This window comes from Lentzea sp. NPDC036955 (assembly GCF_055608005.1).
This window is the reverse complement of sequence record NZ_JBVJRC010000009.1, coordinates 63767-81559: the sequence shown is the minus strand read 5'-3', so window position 1 is coordinate 81559 and position 17793 is coordinate 63767. Positions and strand designations below refer to the sequence as shown.

The window sequence follows — 17793 nt, the reverse complement described above, 5'->3', positions numbered from 1 at the left end:
CCACATGATAACTTCGCTGTCACCTGATAGCTATCAACCGATAGGAGAGTGCGTGGACACCCCTGCGCGCGGCGCCGTCCCCACGCCGCTCCTGCTCGTGCTGGCCCTGCTGGCGAGCGTGGCCCCATTCGGCATCGACCTCTACCTGCCCGCGTTCCCGCGCATGGCCACCGACCTCACCACCACCGACACCGCCGTCCAGCTGACCCTCACGACGTTCCTGCTCGGCCTCGCCGCCGGCCAGCTCGTCTTCGGCCCCCTGTCGGACCGCTGGGGCCGCCGCGGCCCGTTGCTGGCAGGCTCGGCGGTGTTCGTGGCCGCGAGCCTCCTCGTCGCCACCGCACCGACGATCGAGGTCCTGCTGGCCGGCCGCCTCTTCCAGGGCCTGAGCGCCGCCGCGGGCATGGTCATCGGCCGCGCGGTCATCGCCGACCTCGCCACCGGCCGCACCGCCGCGCGCGCGTTCAGCCTCATGATGATCGTCAGCGGCGTGGCACCCGTTGTCGCCCCGCTGCTGGGCAGCCTGCTCATCGACGGCATCGGCTGGCGCGGTGTGCTGTTCGTCCTGGCCGGTCTCGCCGTCGCGATGCTCGCCGGTTCCGCGGTCGTGGTGCGCGAGACCCACCCGCGCTCACGTCGGGGTTCGGCGCGGTCCGGCGGTTTCCACGCGTTGGGGCGCAAGGCTTACCTCACCGCCACGGCCACGTTCGTCTTCTCGTTCGCCGTCCTGATGGCCTACATCTCGGCCTCGCCGTTCCTGTACCAGGTCGTCATCGGCATGGGGCCGGTCAGCTACGGCCTGCTGTTCGGGCTCAACGCGCTCGGTCTGATCACGAGCAGCGCGGTCGCCTCCCGCCTGCTGCGTCGCGGCAACCCCCGCCGCATCCTCACGATCGGTGTCACGTGGCTCTTCTCGGCCGCGGTGGTGCTGCTCGTGCTGGCGCTGCTGCCCATCGGCGCGGGCTGGCTGGTGGTGCCGATCTTCTTCGCGGTCGCGTCCCTCGGGTTCGTGCTCGGGCCGGCCACGGCACTGGCCCTCGACGCCGTTCCGCAGGCGGCGGGCACGGGGTCGGCGGTGCTGGGGGCGTCGCAGTTCGGGCTTGCCGCGGTCGTGTCACCGTTGGTGAGCGCGGGGGAGGGCCACTCGACGTGGCCCATGGCGGTCACGATCGCGGTGCTGGCCACGATCGCGGCGGGCTTCTGCGCGCTGCTGCGCCGTGCGCCCCGGCAGGTGGACGCGCCCGAGGTCGACCGCCTGCCCGTGCGGACGTGACGGGGCCGGACGCGCGCGAAGCCTGACCGCAGCGCGCGCCGGCGGCGTCATGGAGGACGTGGCTCCCGGCAGTCGGCGGCTCAGCGGTTCGAGGACGGGAACTGACCACCGGCACTGCCGAGCGCGAGGAGGTCGGTGTACTGCTCCTGCCAGGACCTCTCGGTGGCGAGCAGGTCCGCGAGTCGTTGCACCCACTTCGCGTCGACCGGGGCGCCGACTGCCGCCGCCAGGTGCCGTTCGGTCTCCCCGCGAGCGCTGAGCCACTCGGACAACGTGGGACCGAGCGTGGGACCGCCCTGTGCATCAGTCATGGGGCGACAGTACTGCCGGCGCCTTCAGCGGGCGCGCGAGGAGGGGCCGTCCGCCACCGGCGAACCGGCGGAGAAAGCGGACCACCCGGTGGTGGCCCGCTTTCGGATGCCTTGTCCTGTCAGAGAAGGCGGACCGACGTGGCCTGCGGCCCCCTGTCGCCCTGCCTGATCTCGAACTGCACCGGCTGGTGTTCCGGTATGCCCTGGTAGGCGTACTCGTGGACCTCGGAGTGGTGCACGAACACGTCCGGTCCGCCGCCCTCGGGGGCGATGAAACCGAACCCCTTGCTGCCGTTGAACCACTTCACGGTTCCCTGGGTCATCGACGTGCTCCTTCGGTCGTCCGGTGCACGCCGAGCGCCTCCGGGGAAGTCGTGGTCTTCTGCTCGTCCCGCGTCGGACCTGCGGTACGCGGTGCGAGTTCGGACAGGCCCAGCATCGCGAGCAGGTCGCGGCAGTCCTGCGCGTCGTGGCAGTGCTGCGCGACGAGGCGGGCCGCTTGGCGTTGCCGGACGACCCCCGTCTCGTCGGCGGCGAGCCTGGCCTCGGTGAAATCCGCGGCGGCACCGGTCTGCCTGCCGATCTGACCGGTCCGTGTCATGAGCGCACCTGCTCGTCCGGTGCGGTGCGGTGGCTTCGGGAGGACGAGGTGAAGAGCTGGCGGTCCGGCGGCAAGCCGGTGCTCCGATCTCCGGCCGAAGGCGACAGCGCCGGATTGGATCGGGGCCCGCGGCGGCTGGATGCGGCAACTGGAACCCCAACCCCGCCGACAGTACTCCATCGCGCACCGGTCTGCTCCTGACCGGTTTCCCCGCACCGGCTCTCGTCGCCGCGATGTCACGGGCGTGGGGCGGGGGAGTGCGCGGAGACCGGCTGCCCGGCTCACCCCCGCGAACGGCGAGGGCCGGGTCGCGCTGCTCCGCGAACACGACCGGTGGCGGGCAGGAAGACCCCGATCACGGCACAGGAGACGGGTGACCCGCGATGTCCGTCCACTTCGGACGATGAGGGCTGGGTGCTCCTCCGGCTCGACCTCGCGGGGACGTGCGGTGGCGGCCGGACCGGCGCCCACGTTCAGCGCGAACGCGGTGCGCCGCGCTCGGAGGAACCCGCCGGGCCCTGGCGCGGGGTGCGCCGGGGTCCCGGTCGCGGCGCAAACTGTCCTAACAGGACCGAACTTCGCCGCGGACTCGCGGGCGCGTCGCGCTGTGCGGCGGCACCGGCGAGCCGGGCTCCGGGACTGGCGTAGACTGGGGAACACCGAGGGCATGTCGTGCAGCAGCGGTCGAGCTGGTGCCGCCTTGGGCGCATCACGAGACCCGGCCGTCCGGCTGGAGGTTGGGAGCGCCGGGGCGACCTCGGACCCGTTTCGCGGCCCTGGTGTCCTCGCGCCTCTTCCACCGGCGTCCTCTTCCTCGCAGCACCGTTCATCGGAGTTCCCGCATGACCACGTCCGAGCCACTGACCATCGACACCGAAGCCGAAGCCGGTCGCGTGTGCGGCGTCTGCCCGCACCTGTGGCGCGAGCACGACCCCCTCGGGGTGCGGTACTGCACCGCCACCGCGGTCTCCGCGTTGCCCCGGGGGTGCATCTGCTCATGACGACCACCACCGTGCTCACCACCGGGCGGCTGACCCTGCGCCCGTGGAAGCTCGAGGACACCGCCGCGGCACTCGCCGTGTACGGGCGCACCGAGGTGACGCGCTGGCTCAGTCCCGAGATGGACCAGGTCCCGGACCGGGCGGCCATGCGGCTGCTGTTGCAGCAGTGGGCCGCGGAGAGCGTGCGGCTGCCCGCGCCGTCGGGCCGCTGGGCGATCCAGCGCGACAGCGACGGCCTGGTGATCGGCGGGGCAGTCCTGCTGCCGCTGCCGCCGGGCGAGGAGGACCTGGAGATCGGCTGGCAGCTGCGTCCCGACACCTGGGGCAACGGCTACGCCACCGAGACGACCCACGCCCTGGCCTCTTGGGCGTTCAGCCAGGACGTGAACGAGGTGTTCGCCGTCGTCCGGCCGGGCAACACCCGCGCGGCGGCCACCGTGCGCAACAACGGCATGCACTGGGTCGGCGAGACCACGAAGTACTTCGGCACTGAACTCCAGGTGTTCCGCCTCCGCGCGGCGGACCTCGACGCGGCCGCGCCGACCTCGCCCCACCCGCCAGACCGCGACTGACCGCATCGGCACCGAACGCACCTCGTGCCGGCGGACCTGGCCCCCACCAGGCGTGCGGGTGGTCAGCCCCGGCCGCGGAGGTGGAAGCCCAGGAGGCTCGTATGACTGCAGGCGCAGGGCAAGCCAACCACTTGGCGGAGCTGTTGCGGACCAACGCCGAAAGGGTGGTCGAGGAGTGGGTGGACGCCGTGGCGGCCCCGCTGCGCGGGCGTTCGACCAGGGCGGAGCTCACCATCGACTTCCGTGAGCTGTTGCAGCTCGTGCTGCCGCTGGCGGGATCGGACGGCCGGGACGTCTCCGGACCGGCGTTCGACGAGGTCCGGTCGTTCCTCCAGGAGTACTCCCGCTCCGGCGTGCGGGGCGGCTTCACGCCCACGGAGACCGCGTCGAGCGTCTTCTCGCTCAAGCGCGGGGTCTTCGCGCTGGTGGAGAACGGCGAAGATCCGGCTTTGTTCCGGCAGGCGCTCGCGTTCTCCGCGCTGCTGGACGCATTGGGGTTGTGGACGTTCGAGTCGTACGCGCGGGCGCGTGAGGAGATCATCCGCGAGCAGTCGGAGCAGTTGCTGGAGCTGACCACGCCGGTTGTCAAGATCTGGGAGGGCGTCCTCGCCGTGCCGCTGGTGGGCACGCTGGACTCCGCGCGCACCCAGGTCGTGATGGAGAAGCTGCTGGAGATGCTGGTCGAGACCGGCTCCGAGCACGCGATCATCGACATCACCGGGGTGTTCGCCGTCGACACGCAGGTCGCGCAGCACCTGCTCAAGACCGTGGTCGCGGCCCGGCTGATGGGCGCGGAGTGCATCGTGTCCGGCATCCGCCCCCAGATCGCGCAGACGATCGTCGCACTGGGCATCGAGTTCGGCGACATCGTCACCAAGGCCTCGCTCGCCGACGCCCTGCGGCACGCCCTGCGCCACGAGGGCGTCGGCGTCCCGGACCACGAGGCCGTGTGATGGAACGCGTCCCGATTCTCGAGATCGGTGGCGTGCTGCTGGTCTCCGTCCAGATCGACCTGCGGGACCAGGGAGTGCTCGCGCTGCAGGAGGACCTGGCCGAGAAGATCAGCTCGACCGGCGCCCACGGTGTCGTCATCGACATCTCCGCGGTCGAGATCGTCGACTCGTTCATCGGGCGGATGTTCGCCACGATCGCGTCCATCTCCCGGCTGTTCGACGCCGACACCGTCGTGGTCGGCATGCGCCCGGCCGTGGCGATCACGCTCGTGGAGCTGGGCCTCGCGCTCGATGGTGTGCGCACGGCCCTGGACCTCGAACAGGGTGTGCGGCTCCTCGGGCGACCGGGCCGGGGTGCGCGCTCCGGTCACGCCGCGCAGGACGCCTGAGGTCGCCTTGCCGGAAGCGCCCGCCGGGGCCTGCCCGGTCGGCATGAAGAGCTACGGCCGTGCGCCGACGTTCCTGTCGCTGACCGGCTCCGGGCGGGCCCGGTCTGCCGCTGGCGCGGTCTCCGGTGACCTCGCGGCCACCCGGCGGGTCGAGCTGGCGCTGCCCGAGGCCGGTGTGTGCGGCGGTGCCGGTGTGTTCGACGCGCCCGATGAGCAGGCCGACGGCGGAGGGTGCTGCGAAGCGCCCGGAACGGCCGACGTGGCGCTCGGCCTCACACCCGGCCCATGCCGAGGTGTTGCGGCAGTGCCGCGGCCGGCTGGGAACGGCCCGCGTTGTGGCCGCGGACGACCAGCACCTCGGGGGTGTCGGCCACGGCGGTCCTCCTCGGTCCCGGTGAGGCCCTCCGTCGCAGATCACACCCGTTGTATCGACTTTCGTCAATCCAAGTGGCCGGGGTCGTGGCCATGACGAGTCCGGAACGGCGTGCTGAGCGGGGAGAGGCGCGGGACTTGAGCCGGTACCGCGTCGAGAACACCGCCATCAGCCGCAGGCTGGGGGAGCGGTCGAAGGGCCGGGAGTGGTACGAGTCGGAGTACCTGCCGCGCGTCGGCTCGATCGCCCTGTACGGGCTGCTGTTCACGATCGTCGTCCTGTTCGCGCTGCGGGGCGGGGCCGTCACGAGCCGCCCGCTCGACGTCGTCCGGATCGCGGTGCCGCTGCTGGTCTCCTTCGCGATCATGTAGGCCGGTTCGTACGCGCTGGGCAAGGCGTCCGGACTGTCGTACGAGCGGACCACGACCCGCTCGTGTGCGTGAGCCTGTGGCTGCGCCGTCGGTGGAGGAAGCGGGAGCAGGCCTGACGGCGTGGTGGCTCCTCGCTCGACAGCCTGGCCGCCACCTCTGGGACGCACCACACGGGATCGCGCCGACGTGATCGGCCCGAACTCGACGCCGCGCTCGCCGACCAGCCCACCCGCCGGTCGGCGCTTCCCGGCACTTCACCGCTCTCCCCGGCTCCGCCCGGTCGTCGCGGTAGGAGCGCAGGCGGGCACCGAGAGCCGCCAGGCGCTCGACGACCCAGTCGCGTTCGGACGCCGGGAAGCCGATGGCCAGGTGCAGGCGCTGGTCGACCGCGGACGCGTCCCGTCCGCGGACACGGCGTTCGCCGGCGTCTCCCCAGGACCGGTCATCGTGCTGTGCCGCGCAGCGGCGCACCCGCGTCGTGCAGGTGCCGCAGGACCTCGGCGTACGACCGGACCATGGTCGTCTTGCTGTACGGGATTCCGTGGCGTCCGCAGAAGTCCTCGACGACGGGTTGCGCGTGGCGCAGGTTGGGGCGGGGCATGTGCGGGTAGAGGTGGTGCTCGACCTGGTGGTTGAGCCCGCCGAGCAGCGCGTCGACCCACCGGCCACCGGTGACGTTGCGGGAGGTGAGCACCTGCTTGTGCAGGTGGTCGAGGCGTTGTTCACCGGTGATGATCGGCATCCCCTTGTGGTTGGGTGCGAACGAGCACCCGAGGTACACGCCCATCAGGCCCTGGTGCACGGCGATGAACACGACCCCCTTCAACGGTGAGAGGACGGCGAAGACCGCCAGCAGGTACGCCGCCAGCGGCACGATCTGGAGCGCGGCCTCGCGCCACGGGTTGCGCAGCTCGTTGCGGCACAGGGCGACGATGCCGGAGATCCGCAGCACGACCGCTTCGGCGAGCAGCAGCGGGAAGAACAGGAAGGCCTGCCGTTTGGTGATCCAGGCGTTCAGGCCGCGTTTGTCCTTGGCCTGGGCGCGGCTGAAGGCGAGGGCGTGGATCTCGATGTCGGGGTCGTGGTCCTCGTGGTTGGGGTTGGCGTGGTGGCGGTTGTGCTTCGCGACCCACCACTGGTAGCTGATGCCGGTCAGGCTGCCGTGCAGATGCCCGACCACGTCGTTGGAACGGTGGCTGCGGAAGATCTGCCGGTGCCCGGCGTCGTGCCCGATGAACGCCAGCTGGGTCGAGGCCACGGCCAGGGCCACGGCGAGCAGCACCTGCCACCAGGAGTCGCCCAGCAGCACGAAGGCGGCGGCGATGGCGCCGAGCAGGACGCCGTTGACCGCCATCCGCAGCACGTAGTAGCCGTGACGGCGCTCCAGCAGTCCGGCGGCTTTGATCTCTTTGGTCAGAAGGGCGAAGTCGCTGCCGCGAGGACGGTCGGCCGTCTTCGTCAGCACGTCGTGCGTCGAGGTCATCTGCCTGCTCCGGGTTTCGGTGTGTCGGCTTCGGTGTCCAGTCCGGGTTCGTCCGGTCCGGACTCTTCGGGTTCGCTGGTGTGCACGTCGGCGGGTGCCACGTGCTCGTCGGCCTCGCTCAGCAGGGAACGGATCGCGGAGTTGAGCACCGCCAGCAGCGGTACCGCGAGCAACGCGCCGGCGATGCCCGCGACGAGGAGCCCGCTCGCGATGGCCAGCACCACCGCGAGGGGGTGCAGCTTCACCGCCCGTCCCAGCAGGAACGGTTGCAGGACATGGCTTTCCAACTGGTTCACCGCGATCACGATGACCAGCACGATCGCCGCGGTCACCGGGCCGTTCGCGACGAGCGCGACGAGGACGGCCACACCACCCGCCACCACCGCGCCGAAGATCGGGACGAACGCGCCGATGAACACCAGCGCCGCCAGCGGAACCGCGAGCGGTACCCCCAGCACGGCCAGTCCGATGCCGATGCCGAGCGCGTCCACCACGGCGACCGCCCCGGTCGCGCGGACGTAACTGACCAGCGCGGCGAGACTGCGCCTGCCCGCGACGTCCACCCTGCGGCGAGGGCCGTCGGGGACGACGCGGATGAGGAACTGCCAGATCCTCGGGCCGTCGTAGAGGAAGAACGCGAGTGCGAACAACACGAGCAGCATCTCCACGAGGGTCTCCCCGACCGTGGCGGCCGTGGTGATGGCGCTCGACGTGATGCCGGACTGGTTGTCCTGCAAGGTTTTGACGACCCGGTCGGCGAACTCGCGCAGCTGGGTCTCGCTGAGGTGCAGGGGGCCGTCGACGAGCCAGCCGGACACGGCGTCGATGCTGCGGACGAGCTGCGCGGCCAGGGCCGGTATGCCGTTGACGAAGGTCGTCACGACGAACGTGAGCAGTCCGCCGAGGACGACGAGCCCGCCCACGAGCACCACCAGCGTCGCGACACCTCGCGGAAACCGCTTCGACATGAGGAAACCGACCGCCGGTGTGAGCAACGCGGCCAGCAGCAACGCGATCGCGAGCGGCACCACCAGCGATGCCAGCCGGCCGAAGATGACACCGATCACGTACAGCGAGGCCACGACGACGAGGAAGCGCCAGCCGAGAGCCGCGCTGACGCGCAGTGTGAAGGGGACTGCGGTCCGCGTGGGCGACGAATCCCCGCGGTCGGTGATCACGACGGCTGTACCTCCGGTGTCGGTCGCCGACGCCGGGTCCGGGGTCATCGGTGGGGCAGCGGTCTGCCCGCGCACCTCTGCACGGGATTCCCCGCCGCCCGGACCACAAACCCGGATGAGCTGTGGCGTTGTCGGGCCTCGGCGGCGCCGGGCATCCGGGGATCGACGTCCCGCCGGGGGTCAGGTGGGAGGAAGGACCGGCTCCAACGCCGAGTCCGGCGGCTTGAGGAGCCGGTGGAGAAGATCGGCGCACGCTCCACCCGCGGTCAGCCGAGCACCCCGGTGCCGACCAGTCCTGCCAGCAGCAGCGCTGCGCTCGCGAAGGCGCCGAACAGCTCGACCGGCACGAGCCGCCTTCCGGCCCACCGCACGAGTCCCGTGTTCACCAGCAGGTGTGCGAACGCCGTCACCACCACCCACCACGGACCGGTGCTCAGCAGCAGCGTCGCACCGAGGTGGAACGACATGGTCGTAATGCCACGAGCTGCGCTGTGCGCGGGGTGCGTGCTGACGAACCCGCCTTGTGCCTTCAGCTGTTCGGCGGCCAGCCGTCCGACGGGCCCGCTGAACCTGGTCAGCTCGGTGGCGGCGAGGAAGACGAGCTGAGCCAGCGCCCAGCCGAACCCGGCCCAGAGCGCGGACTCGACACCGCTGACGACGATCACGACGAGCGCGAGCCGGACCACCTCGTCGGTGGCACCGGACACCACCGCGATGATGGTCTCGCGCCGCCGGAGGGCGTGCAGCCGCCCGGCTGAGCCCAGCACCGGGAGCCGAGCCGCGAGGGCGACCAGCCAGCTCAGGACCCCCAGCAGCACCACACCGGTCTGGTCGAGGCCGAGCAGCACCGCCAGCACCGCCGCGAGGAGCGCGAGGAGGACCGCCACCACGGCGACGCCCGCGCGGATCCTCCCCCTGACCTGAGTCGGGCCCGCGGCCGGTCGTTCTTCGTGCTCGGAGTCGTTGATGCCTCCGACGCTACTCCACCTCCGCGGGACCGGTGTCCTCGATCATCCACTGTGGATCTTCCGGTGCGGCGGGGGAGACGTCGCGGCACGCGGAGCTTCCGCCTCGGTGGTACTGCGGTGTAACGTCAGCGGCACGTGCCCTGGACCCGGCGTCGCGCCAGCCGACGAAGGAAGTTCCTGTGGTGCACATCGATCTCACCGGTGCCGGCGGCCTGCGGGCGGCCCGGCCGAGCCGGTGCCCCGCCGAACTGCTCACCACCACCGCGCGGACGACCCCCACCGGAGCGGTCGTGGTCGCCGTGCGCGGTGAGGTGGATGGGATCACCTGCGCGGTGCTGCACGATCAGGTCTTCGGGCAGTTGCGGCTCACCCACCACCTCGTTCTCGACCTCGGAGGGGTGGACTTCCTCTGCGCGGCCGGACTCACCGTCCTCGTCGCCCTGGAGAAGACGGCACGGCAGGCCGGCGCGGTGCTGTGCGTCGTCGCGCCCAACCGCCAGGTGTGCATGCCCCTGACGATCACCGGCCTGTCAGCCGTCCTCGACCTCCACCTCGACGTCGCCGGGGCGGTGGTGTGCGAGCACGCGGCCCCGGCGTCGCCACCGGCGAGGTCGCGGCTGGCCGCCCCCCGCCGACCCGGCGACCTCCGTTGATCCGCCGGGCGGCTGTTCCCCCGTCGGCGAGCCCGATGAACGTTCGGCTCGTCGGCGATTTCTCGCGAGAACGGAACGGCCACCGGCGTCCGGCGATTTTCCGGCTCGGCCAGGAAATCGCCGGCCGAAACCTCCTCGGATCATTTCGCGCACCGTGGCGAGAACGTTCCGGTGGGCGCGGCGGAATTCTGCGGGCGGACGGCCGCGCAACGGATTTGCCCCTGCGTGCCACCTGCCGGCAGCGCTGTCGGCAGGTGGTGGCGGTCAGAAATCAGTGGACGTGCAATCGGTTGAGTGCGAAAAAAGGGTGTAGTGTCAATTGTGCCGAGAACATCTCGTACCTGAGCGGTCAAGCTCACGTCGTACTCGGCGAAACCAGAACCGGCCGTTTCGGCCGGAGACGGGAGTCCCGGCATGACGTCGGCTCCGCACCGGTCCATCGCCCCGCCGGCCGTCACGGCCACGGAGCAGCCTCGGCATCACCAGCTGCGACTGCGGTTGCGGCCGAAGGCGCTCGTCACGGGGCATGTCGACGGTGCGTGGTGGCCGCGTTCCCGGGACCTCGCCGCCGAACTGCCGGCACTGCTCTCGGTGCTGGCAGTTCGGCTGGGCGACATCCCGCGGGTGAGCTACGACCTGACCGGCTGGGACACGGCGCCGCGCCAGATCGCGGTGGACGGCGTCCGCGTCCGCCTCAACGGGTTCTGGTCCAGACCGGCGCACACCCTCGACCTCGTCGCGGGTGACCGGAGCCGCCTCGCGCTGCTGGTCGTACCGCCCGGCACCGACCCGTCCGCCGCCCACCACACGATGATGCGCGCTGTCCGGCGCGACAACACCGACACCGTCGAAGACCTGTTCCGCATCGGTGCCCTGGAAGCCGAGGAGTCCACTGTGGACTTCTGGGAAGCCGAGGGCGGCCGGGTACCCCAGCAGAAGACGAGAGATGCAGAATGACTGAATCGACCTTCACGTCCGCCTACGACCGCCGGCTCAAGATGGTGGAGGACGTGCTGACCGGCCGCACCGAGCTCGGCGGCAAGGCCGCGCGGGCTCTGGCCGTGCACGTGTTGCACGCGCTCGACCACATCCCCGAGCGAGTGCGGTGACCTTCCGCCACAGCGGCGAGGCACGACCGACGCGGAGCACTCGCCTGCTCCGCGTCGGCTGCGTGTTCACCTACCGCGCCGAGGTGCCGACCCCGGCGGTGTTCCTGGTCGGACCGGACCGGCGGGACCACGTGCGGGTGAGCGGTGAGGACCTGTTCACCGAACCCGACCTGCCGGTGCGGGAGCACTTCGACGTGTACGGCAACCGGCTCGCGCGCCTGGTGCTGCCACCCCGACTGTCCACGGTGAACTACGTCGCGTGGGTGGACGTGCCCGACCGCGTCGAGGACGTGGACGAGGACGCGCCGGAGCTGTGGCCCGACGACCTCCCCGATGACGCGCTGCTCTACACGTTGCCCAGCCGCTACTGCGCGTCCGACGCGCTGGGCGACGAGGCCTGGTCGAGGTTCGGCGCCCATCCGCCGGGATACCGCAGGGTGCGAGCGATCTGCCGGCACGTCCACGAGTCGCTGGAGAGCGGCTGCGGCACCTCCACGGCGTTGTCCGCCGGCGTCAACGCCGCAGAGATCGGGCTCTGCCGCGACTTCACGCACCTGGCGATCTCGTTCTGCCGCGCCCTCGACATCCCCGCCCGCTACGTCCTCGGCTACCTGCCCGACCTCGACGCGCGGCCGGACGGGGCGTCGATGGACTTCGCGGCGTGGATGGAGGTCTGGCTGGGAGACCGCTGGTGGACCTTCGACCCGCGCAACGGCGGGCCCCGCAAGGGCAGGGTCGTGGTCGGCCGCGGCAGGGACGCCGCCGACGTCGCGATGGTCACCACGTTCGGAAGTCCTGTGCTGGAGTCGATGGTCGTCCACGTGGAGGAGGACCTGGCGCCCGCGTGGCGGTGAGTCAGGTGGCCACGACCCGCCGGCCGTGGAGCCGCCACGTCGACCCCGCCGCCGCGGAAGGACGACCGCCTCGCCCAGCGCGATCCGCGGGTGCCCGGCGAGCACCACTTCCGCCCGGTCGGCGAGCACCCTGCTGCGCAGCGCGTGCCGCACCCGGCCGGATCGTCCACCCCCTTCGCCCGGAGCCGGTGGACTGGCGCGACGTCCGCCGCACCGCGCCGAAACCCGCCGCCACCTGCGGTCGTCCTCGCGGAGGCGGGCGGGTCGACCGGAACGACCGGGCCGGTACGCGGACCTCGGTGCCGCGACCGGCCGCTCGTCGCTCACGACGCCGCCGTGGCGTTCCCGAGTCGATGCGGTGGGCGAGGTCGAGCGCCCCGGCGTGGGACGGGTGGCTGCGCGCCTGCGCGGCGAGGGGGCGGAAGCGGTCGCGCACCCTGGCCGAGCCGACCGCGGTCGCCGACTCGACGGCCCGCAGGCCGGTGGCGACACCGACATCCAGGTCTCCCCCGACGAGCTGACCGGTGGCCGGCAGCACCAGGCTGAGCACCCGGCTGCGGAGCATGTCCTCGCCGTAGCCGTCGACCGCCGTGAGGAGCAGCGGAACGGCGGTGTGCGTGGTGCCGGCCAGCACGGTGTGCACCGCTCCGCCCATGGCCGACAGGTCGGGCTCGGTGAGGAACCGCGCCCAGCCGACCACCTCGGCGCGGTCCGCGGCGCCGAACTCCTCCCGGCCGCGGTCGAGCAACGTGAGGGCGTTGTGCTCGACGCCCTTCTGCGCACACGCCCACGCCGAGTTGACGGCCAGGACGCCGGTCGAGAGCCGGTCGCCGGAGCGCGCGGCCGCGAGACGGCCGAGGTCGAAGTACCGCAACGCTTCGTCGAGCTGCCCGTGGCGCAGGGACACCCGCCCGAGCCGGTGGCACGCGTTGGCGATCAGCCCGTCGTCGCGGGCCACCTCGGCCGGCGCCGGCGCGTGCGAGAAGTGGTTGCGCAGCGGTGACCAGGCCGGCGTCGAAGCACACCCAGCCTGCCAGGTTCCGCAGGTCGGCGAAGGCGACTTGCAGGCGGCGCCGCACCTGTTGCGGTGCCGGCGCGACGAGCAGTGGCAGGCTCTCCCGGCTCCGCGCGACCGGCACCGGAGCGGCGATCCCGGTCGTGCGGAACAGCTCTCCGGCGAGCGCTCGGGCCGGTCAGGCCGGTCGCTCGGGTGCCGTCGCGGCACGCGCGCAGGACGGTGTCACGGGACCATCGCGGCGATCACCTCGGTCACCGACGTCGTGGCCAGAGCGATGGTCGCGTCGCTCGCGCCGTACGGGATCACGAGGGTGTCTCCGTGCAGCAGGCCGCCGCACGAGTAGACGACGTTCGGCACGTAGCCGTCGCGCTCGGAGGGACTCGGCGTCAGCAACGGTTCCGGCAGTGCGCCGAGCACCTTCGAGGGGTCGTCGAGGTCGAGCAGCATCGCGCCCATGGAGTAGAGCCGCATCGGACCCACTCCGTGGGTGAGGACCAACCAGCCCTCGGGCGTCTCGATCGGCGAGCCGCAGTTGCCGACCTGGACGAGCTCCCAGTCCCTGGCCGGTGCCGCCACGGCCTGGGGTCGCTGCCACGTCCTGAGGTCCGCGGAGGTGGTCACGGCCGTGCTCTCGCCATCTCCGCGGGACAACGCGGCGAACCTGCCGCCGATGCGGCGGGGGAACAGCGCCATCCCCTTGTTGCGCGCGGCGGGACCGGTCAGCTGCGTGACCTGGAACGTGCGGAAGTCGTCGGTCTGCAACAGTTGCGGCGCCACGTCGACACCGTCGTAAGCGGTGTACGTCGCGTAGTAGGTCTGCGAGCCGTCGTCGTCGGTGAAGCGCACGAACCTGGCGTCCTCCATGCCGTGGCGTTCCGACGGGCCGGCCGGCCAGAGCACCCGTCCACCCACCGACGACTCCTGCGGGAACTCGGTGGTGTAGTTGCACGCGGCTATCCACCTGACCAGCTCGACGGTGCGGTGAGCGGCCTGCCGCTCGACCAGCTTCGGGTGCAGACCGGTCAGCAGCTCGTCGAGCTCCGCTCCGGTGAACCGCACCGGCAGCCAGCGGTTCAGCACGGCGGAGACCTCGTCGTCATGACCGCGTTCGGCGAGCTTGCCCTGGAAGAGGCCCTTGTCGTAGACCGAGTCCCTGCGCAGACCGGTGCTGGTGGTGCCCGGCTGCGGGTCCACGGTGAGAACGCCATCCGGACCGGCCGTGCCGGTCCGGAAACCGATCGAGGACAGGTGCCCCTCACCGATCCCGCGCACGCTCAGCACGAACCTCAGCTGTCCCTGCGCCATCCCGCTCTGGTCGGGGTGGGGGACCATGGACGGGTTGCACAGCGCGGCACCCTCGACGGCGTACTCGTGGGTGAAGTACGCGCCGATCAGCAGACGGCGGGACTCGGACAGCTCGACGTCCGGGGCCAGCCGGTGGCTGACGCTCGCGAAGTTGTCCGCGAAGGTCGCGCGGACGTCGCGGTGCCGTCCGGCGAACAGCCGGACCGTGCGTTCGAGCGCGGCGCACGCGGTCGTCTCGTCCAGCGCCATCACCCGCCGGATGACGGCCGCCGACCGGGACTCGTGTTCGGGAACCTCTTCTCCCGGCACGAACAGCTTGGTGATCACCCGGCGGGGGTCCGGGCGCAGCCGCACCGGGCTGCGCGTGACGCGGGCGTTCACCCGGCGCTCCGCTGGAGCGTGCGGAGGTGTTGCCGGGTGGAGATCAGCGCCAGGGTCGACTCGGCGCCCTGGTTGGTGTTCGGGCCGTGCGGTGTCAGGCCGTCGTAGCCGCCCCCGGTGTGCTCGTCCTGCATCAGCGAGCCCAGGTCGTTGTCCCCGCTGAACCACGCGATCGCGCGGCGGACACCGGTGAGCCACGCGGAGTCCCCGGTGACCCGGTAGGCGCGGGCGCAGGCGTCGGCCAGGGCGGCCGCCTCGATGGGCTGCTGGTCGAACGCCGGTCGCGGCTCGCCGAGGAACCACCCGCCGGTCGGGACCGGCGAGAGGTGGCGGTCCTTGGACTCCACGGCCAGCAACCAGTCCAGCAGCCGCAGCCCGTCGTCGCGGACCTCGTCGCTGCCCAGGAGGTCACCCGCGGCGATCAACGCCTCCGGCAGCACGGCGTTGGCGTAGAACAGCCGGTTCTCCGGCCACGGCCAGTTCGGGTCCGGACGGGGACCACCGATGTAGGAGGTGATGTCGCCGAGCAGGGCGGCGGCGGGCGCGTGGAGGGGTTCGGAGCTCAGCACCTCGGCGGCACCGAGTGCGGCGAACGCCATCGTGCGCACCGACGGTGGCCTGTGGTGGGCGCTGCGGTCGAAGCACTCCAGCGCGGTCCGCCGGATCGCGGGCACCGTGCTGCGCGCTGCGGCGGTGCCGAGCCCCCACAGCGCGCGTCCCCACCAGTCGCCCAGTCCCGGTTCGTCGATCCACCGGCGATCGGGGCTGAGCCGGTTGTGGAAGCGCCCGTCCTCGGCCTGCGCGTAGGCGGTGAAGGCCAGGAAGTGTTCGGCCAGAGCGGCCAGCTCAGCCGACAGGGCTGGTTCGCGGCTCAGCACGACCAAGCCCCGCGCGACGTCGTCGAGGCAGTAGCCGTGCTCGCGGCGCGGCAGCGGGCCGTCGGCGTGCTCGTGCAGACCGGTGTCGTCGCTCAGCCGGATCAGGTGGGCGAAATCGAGGCCGCTCATCGCGTCACGGCGACGCGGTCGGCGAACAGCCTGTCCGCCACGAGGGTGTCGCAGAGGCTGCGGTAGCGGTTCGCCACGGCGGGCCAGCTCAGCACGGCACCCAGTTCCGCGGACCGGTCGCGCATGCCCGCGGCGACACCCGGTTCGGTCAGCACGCGCCTCAGCGCCGCGGCGATGGCGGCGGGATCGCGGTGCGGTACCAGCAGTCCGGCGCCGTCCGCGAGCAGTTCGACCGCGTGCGGGAACACCGTCGCGACCACCGGTTTGCGCGCGGCGAGGGCTTCGACGAGCACTCCGGAGGTGACCTGTTCGGACGAGTCGTACGGCAGCAGCACGACATCGGCCCTGCCCACCAGGTCCGCCAGCGCCTCGGCGCTGAGGTAGGCCGGGTCGAACTCGACCAGGTCGGTCACCCCGGCGGCGGCGGCCTGCTCACGCAGGTGCGTCCGGTACGCCTCGCCCTCGTGTGCCAGCACCTTGGGATGGGTCTGACCCGCCACGAGGTACCGCGGCCGCAGGTCGCGCAGCGCGGCGAGCGCCGCGATGCCCCACTCGACGCCCTTGCCGCGTCCGAGCAGGCCCCAGGTGAGGACCAGCGGGCCACGGCCCGGTGCTGCGGAGGCCGGCCTGTCGGCGGGCACGGCGCCGTGCGGGATCACCACGACCTCGCCCGGCCGTTCGACCGCGTAACCCGCCAGGAGGCGGCTCTTGGCCGCCTCCGACATGGTGATGACGGCGTCGGCGCGGTCGACGACCGCCTCCAGCACCCGGCGCTGTCCCGGCGTGGGCGTGGTGAGCACCGTGTGCAGCACGACGGCCACCGGGACCCGCAGCCGGGCGAGCACGTCCAGCGCCTCCTCGCCGTCACTGCCGGCGTAGATCCCGTACTCGTGCTGGACCAGCGCGACGTCGCACCGGTTGAGGACCGCGGCCGCGGCCTCCACCCCACCGGGACGCATGGGGTGCCCCGCCGACGGTTCCGCTGTGTGCGGTTCGACGTCGCTGAGGACGCGGACGACGCGGCTCCCGCTGCCGGGGGTGACGGCGGCGAGGTGGCGCTGGAGGGAGGCGGTGAACGTCGCGAGCCCGCATTGTGTTGGTGGATAGGTGCTCAAGAAGCCATAGGTGCGAACCATGGAGCGGTGGGCCTTTCGGATCGGGGCAGACGGCTTCGCGCCCCGGCGTGAGGCCGGGGCGGGGCGGTGTCTGTTCAGGAGTGAGGCGGTGCGGAGGTCAGACGAGCCGGGTCACGGCCGCGTGCACCAGGTCGGCGGGTTCAGCGCCGGAACGGTGGTGGCGGGGTCGGTGGCGAGAGGTCGCCAGCCGCCGGGGAACCGGCCGCCGGACAGGGCGTCCGGCTTCCTCGTCACCCGCAGCCCGCGTGGCGCGGTCAGTTCGGTGCTGGGACTGGTGCTGGTCGGGCCCGAGATCATCCCGGTGCTCCCGCCTCCGTCCGGACCAGCCGGGCGGGGTCGCTGACACTCCGGAGGGGGCACCTGGCTCGGACGCCGATGCGCGAGGTCCCCTCGGACCACTCACTCTACGCCCCTGACCGGGACGTGCCGGTCGCGCCGGAACGACGTCGGCGGCGGCACAGGGCACCGGGACGTGGCCCTCGCCCGGTGCCCCGTGCACCGCCACCTGCCGCCGAGACCCGGCAGCACCAGGACCAGCTCCGGTGCTCTGCCGCCCTGGCACGTCACCCGCAACACCCGCCCGGCGCACCGGGCGGGGCAGGCGGCTTCGCGGTCCGGCGCCGTCCCCGAACCGCCGAGGTGTGCCGAGGCGGTCAAGCGGAACCTGCGCGGAGCCACCGGTGTGCCCGAGGCGGTCGCGACAGTGCTGCGCGCGTCCCCGTGGACGAGCGACCGGCTCAGGTCCCGCAGTCACCCGGTCCGCCGGTTCCACCACATCGGCGACACCGAGGTGCACGGCGAGTTTCGGCGGCCCGATTGCGGCTATTCGCGTGGGGAAGCTTCAACAGCCGCCCGGA

20 protein-coding genes and 1 pseudogene are annotated in these 17793 nt (G+C 72.1%); 10 read left to right on the top strand and 11 right to left on the bottom strand.

The window, feature by feature from the left end:
• Window positions 1-52 precede the first annotated feature (52 nt).
• Window positions 53-1273: a multidrug effflux MFS transporter gene (locus tag ACZ7CF_RS29700; protein WP_470371103.1), complete on the top strand. Its 1221-nt coding sequence runs from the start codon at window positions 53-55 to the stop codon at window positions 1271-1273.
• A gap of 80 nt (window positions 1274-1353) precedes the next feature.
• On the opposite strand, the gene ACZ7CF_RS29695 is transcribed toward ACZ7CF_RS29700, so the two are convergent.
• The 3 genes from ACZ7CF_RS29695 to ACZ7CF_RS29685 all read right to left on the bottom strand — a co-directional run bounded on the left by ACZ7CF_RS29695 (window position 1354) and on the right by ACZ7CF_RS29685 (window position 2185).
• A complete protein-coding gene (locus ACZ7CF_RS29695; RefSeq protein ID WP_360393079.1) occupies window positions 1354-1584 on the bottom strand; it encodes a hypothetical protein in 231 nt (76 codons plus the stop codon).
• 119 nt (window positions 1585-1703) lie between these two features.
• Window positions 1704-1907 carry a cold-shock protein gene (locus ACZ7CF_RS29690; RefSeq protein WP_360393081.1) on the bottom strand — a complete coding sequence of 68 codons (204 nt, stop codon included), beginning with the start codon at window positions 1905-1907 and terminating at the stop codon, window positions 1704-1706.
• Window positions 1904-2185 carry a hypothetical protein gene (locus tag ACZ7CF_RS29685; RefSeq protein WP_360393084.1) on the bottom strand — a complete coding sequence of 94 codons (282 nt, stop codon included), beginning with the start codon at window positions 2183-2185 and terminating at the stop codon, window positions 1904-1906. Before ACZ7CF_RS29685 ends, ACZ7CF_RS29690 begins: the two co-directional genes overlap by 4 nt.
• Before the next feature lie 842 nt (window positions 2186-3027).
• On the opposite strand from ACZ7CF_RS29685, the gene ACZ7CF_RS29680 reads away from it, so the two are divergent.
• The 5 genes and pseudogenes from ACZ7CF_RS29680 to ACZ7CF_RS29660 form a co-directional block, all read left to right on the top strand.
• Window positions 3028-3186, top strand: coding sequence for an RGCVC family protein (locus ACZ7CF_RS29680; RefSeq protein WP_470371102.1), 159 nt, complete (start codon window positions 3028-3030; stop codon window positions 3184-3186).
• Window positions 3183-3758 (top strand): GNAT family N-acetyltransferase, encoded by a 576-nt coding sequence (locus tag ACZ7CF_RS29675; protein ID WP_360393089.1) that lies wholly within the window; start codon window positions 3183-3185, stop codon window positions 3756-3758. Before ACZ7CF_RS29680 ends, ACZ7CF_RS29675 begins: the two co-directional genes overlap by 4 nt.
• A 101-nt stretch (window positions 3759-3859) precedes the next feature.
• Window positions 3860-4711 (top strand): STAS domain-containing protein, encoded by an 852-nt coding sequence (locus ACZ7CF_RS29670; RefSeq protein ID WP_470371101.1) that lies wholly within the window; start codon window positions 3860-3862, stop codon window positions 4709-4711.
• On the top strand, window positions 4711-5100 hold the full coding sequence (locus ACZ7CF_RS29665; protein ID WP_360393095.1) for an STAS domain-containing protein: 390 nt from the start codon (window positions 4711-4713) through the stop codon (window positions 5098-5100). Before ACZ7CF_RS29670 ends, ACZ7CF_RS29665 begins: the two co-directional genes overlap by 1 nt.
• A 540-nt stretch (window positions 5101-5640) precedes the next feature.
• Window positions 5641-5841 (top strand): annotated as a pseudogene (locus tag ACZ7CF_RS29660) (arsenic resistance protein); the annotation flags it as partial.
• Window positions 5842-6286: 445 nt separating this feature from the next.
• On the opposite strand, the gene ACZ7CF_RS29655 reads toward ACZ7CF_RS29660, so the two are convergent.
• From ACZ7CF_RS29655 to ACZ7CF_RS29645, 3 genes are all read right to left on the bottom strand, one after another.
• On the bottom strand, window positions 6287-7327 hold the full coding sequence (locus ACZ7CF_RS29655) for a fatty acid desaturase family protein (protein ID WP_360393098.1): 1041 nt from the start codon (window positions 7325-7327) through the stop codon (window positions 6287-6289).
• Window positions 7324-8505, bottom strand: coding sequence for an AI-2E family transporter (locus ACZ7CF_RS29650; protein ID WP_470371100.1), 1182 nt, complete (start codon window positions 8503-8505; stop codon window positions 7324-7326). Before ACZ7CF_RS29650 ends, ACZ7CF_RS29655 begins: the two co-directional genes overlap by 4 nt.
• A gap of 266 nt (window positions 8506-8771) precedes the next feature.
• Window positions 8772-9392 (bottom strand): hypothetical protein, encoded by a 621-nt coding sequence (locus ACZ7CF_RS29645; protein ID WP_470371099.1) that lies wholly within the window; start codon window positions 9390-9392, stop codon window positions 8772-8774.
• 260 nt (window positions 9393-9652) lie between these two features.
• Between ACZ7CF_RS29645 and ACZ7CF_RS29640 the strand changes: the two genes are divergently transcribed.
• The 4 genes from ACZ7CF_RS29640 (at window position 9653) to ACZ7CF_RS29625 (ending at window position 12089) form a co-directional block, all read left to right on the top strand.
• Window positions 9653-10126 carry an STAS domain-containing protein gene (locus ACZ7CF_RS29640; RefSeq protein WP_470371098.1) on the top strand — a complete coding sequence of 158 codons (474 nt, stop codon included), beginning with the start codon at window positions 9653-9655 and terminating at the stop codon, window positions 10124-10126.
• Between the two features lie 414 nt (window positions 10127-10540).
• Window positions 10541-11083: a DUF5994 family protein gene (locus ACZ7CF_RS29635; protein ID WP_360393109.1), complete on the top strand. Its 543-nt coding sequence runs from the start codon at window positions 10541-10543 to the stop codon at window positions 11081-11083.
• Entirely contained in the window at window positions 11080-11235 is a 156-nt protein-coding gene (locus tag ACZ7CF_RS29630; protein ID WP_360393111.1) for a DUF6307 family protein, read from the top strand. Before ACZ7CF_RS29635 ends, ACZ7CF_RS29630 begins: the two co-directional genes overlap by 4 nt.
• A 62-nt stretch (window positions 11236-11297) precedes the next feature.
• A complete protein-coding gene (locus ACZ7CF_RS29625) occupies window positions 11298-12089 on the top strand; it encodes a transglutaminase-like domain-containing protein (RefSeq protein WP_470371097.1) in 792 nt (263 codons plus the stop codon).
• 1 nt (window position 12090) lies between these two features.
• On the opposite strand, the gene ACZ7CF_RS29620 is transcribed toward ACZ7CF_RS29625, so the two are convergent.
• The 5 genes from ACZ7CF_RS29620 to ACZ7CF_RS29600 form a co-directional block, all read right to left on the bottom strand.
• Window positions 12091-13047 carry a hypothetical protein gene (locus ACZ7CF_RS29620; protein ID WP_470371096.1) on the bottom strand — a complete coding sequence of 319 codons (957 nt, stop codon included), beginning with the start codon at window positions 13045-13047 and terminating at the stop codon, window positions 12091-12093.
• Between the two features lie 282 nt (window positions 13048-13329).
• Complete coding sequence (locus ACZ7CF_RS29615; RefSeq protein ID WP_360393120.1) at window positions 13330-14793, bottom strand: glycoside hydrolase family 130 protein; 1464 nt, start codon at window positions 14791-14793, stop codon at window positions 13330-13332.
• The gene (locus ACZ7CF_RS29610; RefSeq protein WP_360393123.1) at window positions 14790-15800 is read right to left on the bottom strand and encodes a hypothetical protein; all 1011 of its coding nucleotides are present in this window, start codon (window positions 15798-15800) and stop codon (window positions 14790-14792) included. Before ACZ7CF_RS29610 ends, ACZ7CF_RS29615 begins: the two co-directional genes overlap by 4 nt.
• Window positions 15797-16915: a glycosyltransferase gene (locus tag ACZ7CF_RS29605; RefSeq protein WP_360393126.1), complete on the bottom strand. Its 1119-nt coding sequence runs from the start codon at window positions 16913-16915 to the stop codon at window positions 15797-15799. The genes ACZ7CF_RS29610 and ACZ7CF_RS29605 overlap by 4 nt, the downstream gene beginning before the upstream one ends.
• Before the next feature lie 132 nt (window positions 16916-17047).
• Entirely contained in the window at window positions 17048-17233 is a 186-nt protein-coding gene (locus ACZ7CF_RS29600) for a hypothetical protein (protein WP_360393129.1), read from the bottom strand.
• Between the last annotated feature and the right edge of the window lie 560 nt (window positions 17234-17793).